Annotated in this window: 5 protein-coding genes; all 5 read left to right on the forward strand. The window is 71.1% G+C overall.

The window, feature by feature from the left end; translation table 11 throughout:
• Nucleotides 1-92 precede the first annotated feature (92 nt).
• Nucleotides 93-413, forward strand: coding sequence for a gas vesicle protein (locus D3105_RS33350; RefSeq protein WP_118906546.1), 321 nt, complete (start codon nt 93-95; stop codon nt 411-413).
• 37 nt (nt 414-450) lie between these two features.
• Entirely contained in the window at nt 451-921 is a 471-nt protein-coding gene (gene gvpJ / locus D3105_RS33355; protein WP_118906547.1) for a gas vesicle protein GvpJ, read from the forward strand.
• Nucleotides 922-924: 3 nt separating this feature from the next.
• Entirely contained in the window at nt 925-1,683 is a 759-nt protein-coding gene (locus D3105_RS33360) for a GvpL/GvpF family gas vesicle protein (RefSeq protein ID WP_118906548.1), read from the forward strand.
• 2 nt (nt 1,684-1,685) lie between these two features.
• The gene (locus D3105_RS33365) at nt 1,686-1,940 is read left to right on the forward strand and encodes a gas vesicle protein GvpG (protein WP_118906549.1); all 255 of its coding nucleotides are present in this window, start codon (nt 1,686-1,688) and stop codon (nt 1,938-1,940) included.
• 5 nt (nt 1,941-1,945) lie between these two features.
• Nucleotides 1,946-2,606 (forward strand): histone protein (locus tag D3105_RS33370; RefSeq protein WP_118906550.1); only part of this gene is annotated, 661 nt, incomplete at its 3' end.

Raw genomic sequence — 2,606 nt, forward strand, 5'->3', positions numbered from 1 at the left:
CGGCCTTCTCGAGCAAGCGCCGCGGCACAGGTCGCCCCCCCCCCCGGCCCGCCCAAGATGCGGCGCGCCCGAATCTGACGAGACTGGGCGCTATGGCAGACCAACGTTCGGCGCGGGCCACGAGCCCGACCAGGGCCCGGAAGAAGACCGCGCCCAAGAAGGGGCCCGAGCACGCCGCTCGCGCCGCCTGCCAGAGCCTGGAGGGGCTGATCGGCCATCGCGCCGAAGGCGTCTCCGCGGTCCGGCGTTCGGACGACGACGGCTGGTGCGTGGTCGTGGACGTTCTCGAGGTGCCCCGGATTCCGGACACGACGAGCCTGCTCGCCTCCTACGAGGTGCAGCTGGACAGTGCCGGAGAGCTCCAGGAGTACCGCCGGGTCCGTCGCTACCGGCGCGGTGCCGCAGACGAGTGATCCGAGACCGTCCGAACAGCTGGAAGGACCCACCACCATGGCAGCCACCACCACGACCTACGCCGACGAGATCGCTCCGTGCCCGCCCCGCGCCGGCACCTTGTACGACGTGCTGGAGCTCATTCTCGACCGGGGCATGGTGATCGACGTGTTCGTCCGGGTCTCCCTGGTCGGCATCGAGATCATCAAGATCGACGCTCGCATAGTCGTGGCCAGCGTGGACACCTACCTCCGCTTCGCCGAGGCCTGCAACCGTCTCGACCTCGAACGGGACTCCGGCAGCACGACCGTCCCCGAGCTGCTCAGCGGCGGTGCGGCGAAGTCCGTCGGCAAGCGCAAGGTGCGCAAGGCCGCGGAGTCGGTGGGTGATTCCCTGCGCAAGGCGGTGGGACACGACGACGATTCCGACGACGCGGACGAAGAGGACGAGCGCCCGAAGAAGCGTCGCGCCCCCGCCCGCAGCGGCAGCGGCAGCGGCTCAAGCCGGCGCCGCCGAGCGGAGGCCTGAGCCATGGACGGCGACGGACTGTACGTCTACGCGGTGGTCGGCGACGGAACCGCGCTCCCCGAAGGGGCGGGCGGCGTGGGCGATCCCCCCGCCGCCCTGCGCGTCATCGGTACGGGGAAGATCGCCGCGGTCGTCAGTGACGCCCCCGCCCGGCTGCGCGCACGGCGACGGGATCTGCTTGCGCACCAGGACCTGTTGATGGATCTGGCGGACAGCGGCCCCGTCCTGCCGATGCGTTTCGGCATGGTGGCACCGGACGAGGACGCTCTCCTCACCCAGCTGGCCCTGGCGGAGAGGAGTCACCTCGCCACTCTGAAGAACCTCGACGGGCACGTCGAGGTCAACGTCAAGGCCCTGCCCGCGCAGGACTCCCTCGCCGAGGTGGTGGCCGAGGACGCCGCCGTACGGCGTCTGCGTGAAGCGGCGCGCAGACGACCCGGTTACGAGGCCAGCGTACGGCTGGGCGAGGCGGTGGCATCCGCCCTGGCGCGGCGTGCGGCCGAAGCGGGCAAGGCGGTGCTGCGCGAGCTCGCTCCGCTGGCTCGCGCGGTCGCCGCAGGGCCCGACGTGCAGGGGTGCGCGCTGAACACGTCCTTCCTCGTCCCGCGCGGACACAGCGAACGGTTCCGTACGACGGCCGAAGGGCTCGCCGACGCACGCCGGAGCCATGTCGACATCCGCATCGCGGGTCCGCTGCCCTGCTACAGCTTCGTCGGTGACGCGGGCGCCCCGCGTCGGCCGGCAGCGATGACCGAAGGCTGACGATGGGACTGATCTCCGGTCTCCTGCTCCTGCCGCTCGCTCCGGCGCGCGGCGTGGTGTGGATCGCGGAGAAGCTCCAGGAGACCGCCGAGCGCGAGTTGTACGACCCCGGCGTGATCCGTGCGCAGCTCGCCGAACTCAACCGCGATCTCGACGACGAACTCATCGATCTCGAAGAGTTCGAAGCGGAGGAGGAGAAGCTGCTCGACCGGCTCCACGCCGCTCAGAAGCGCTGCGACGTCGACAACAGAAGGTGACAGACATGGATGACCAGGCCAAGGTGGCGCTGGCAGCCGCCGTAGTGGGCGGGTACGTGCTGGGCCGGACGAAGAAGGGCCGGCTCGCGCTGAGCGTCGCGACCTATCTGGCGGGACGGCGATTCGGGCTCGAACCCCGTCAGCTGGCGGCCGAGGGGATGCGCCGGCTCGGAGAGGTGCCCCAGTTCGCGGAGTTGCAGGAACAGCTGAGGGGCGAGGTCCTGGACGCCGGGCGCCAAGCCGTGACCGCTGCCGCCAACCGGGGCATGACCTCGCTGGCGGACGCCATCGGTGACCGCACGCTGCGCCTCGGTCAGGCCCCTGAGGAGGACGAGGCCGACGAGGACGAGCTTGAGGGGGAGTACGAGGAGGACGAGGGCGAGCCGGAGGACGGGGAGGAAGAAGGGTACGAGGACGAGGAGTACGAGGAGGAGCCGGACGAGGAGGAGCCGGACGAGGAGGAGCCGGACGAGGAGGAGGAGCCCGAGGAGGAGCCCGAGGAGGAGCCCGAGGAGGAGGAAGAGGAACAGGACGAGGACGAGGAAGCCCCGGCTCCGCGAGCGCGCCGCAAGAAGGCGCCTGCCGCCCCGGCGAAGAAGGCCCCGCCCCGGAAGTCCGCCCCGGCGAAGAAGGCCCCGGCCAAGAAGGCGGCGGCCAAGAAGTCCG

Source organism: Streptomyces globisporus, from assembly GCF_003501885.1.
Classification (GTDB): domain Bacteria; phylum Actinomycetota; class Actinomycetes; order Streptomycetales; family Streptomycetaceae; genus Streptomyces; species Streptomyces globisporus_D.

What these genes read in the sequence shown, in the direction of transcription:
- gvpJ (WP_118906547.1), top strand. Translation starts at nt 451, where the DNA reads ATGGCAGCCACCACCACGACCTACGCCGACGAGATCGCTCCGTGCCCG.
- D3105_RS33365 (WP_118906549.1), top strand. Translation starts at nt 1,686, where the DNA reads ATGGGACTGATCTCCGGTCTCCTGCTCCTGCCGCTCGCTCCGGCGCGC.
- D3105_RS33360 (WP_118906548.1), top strand. Translation starts at nt 925, where the DNA reads ATGGACGGCGACGGACTGTACGTCTACGCGGTGGTCGGCGACGGAACC.
- D3105_RS33350 (WP_118906546.1), top strand. Translation starts at nt 93, where the DNA reads ATGGCAGACCAACGTTCGGCGCGGGCCACGAGCCCGACCAGGGCCCGG.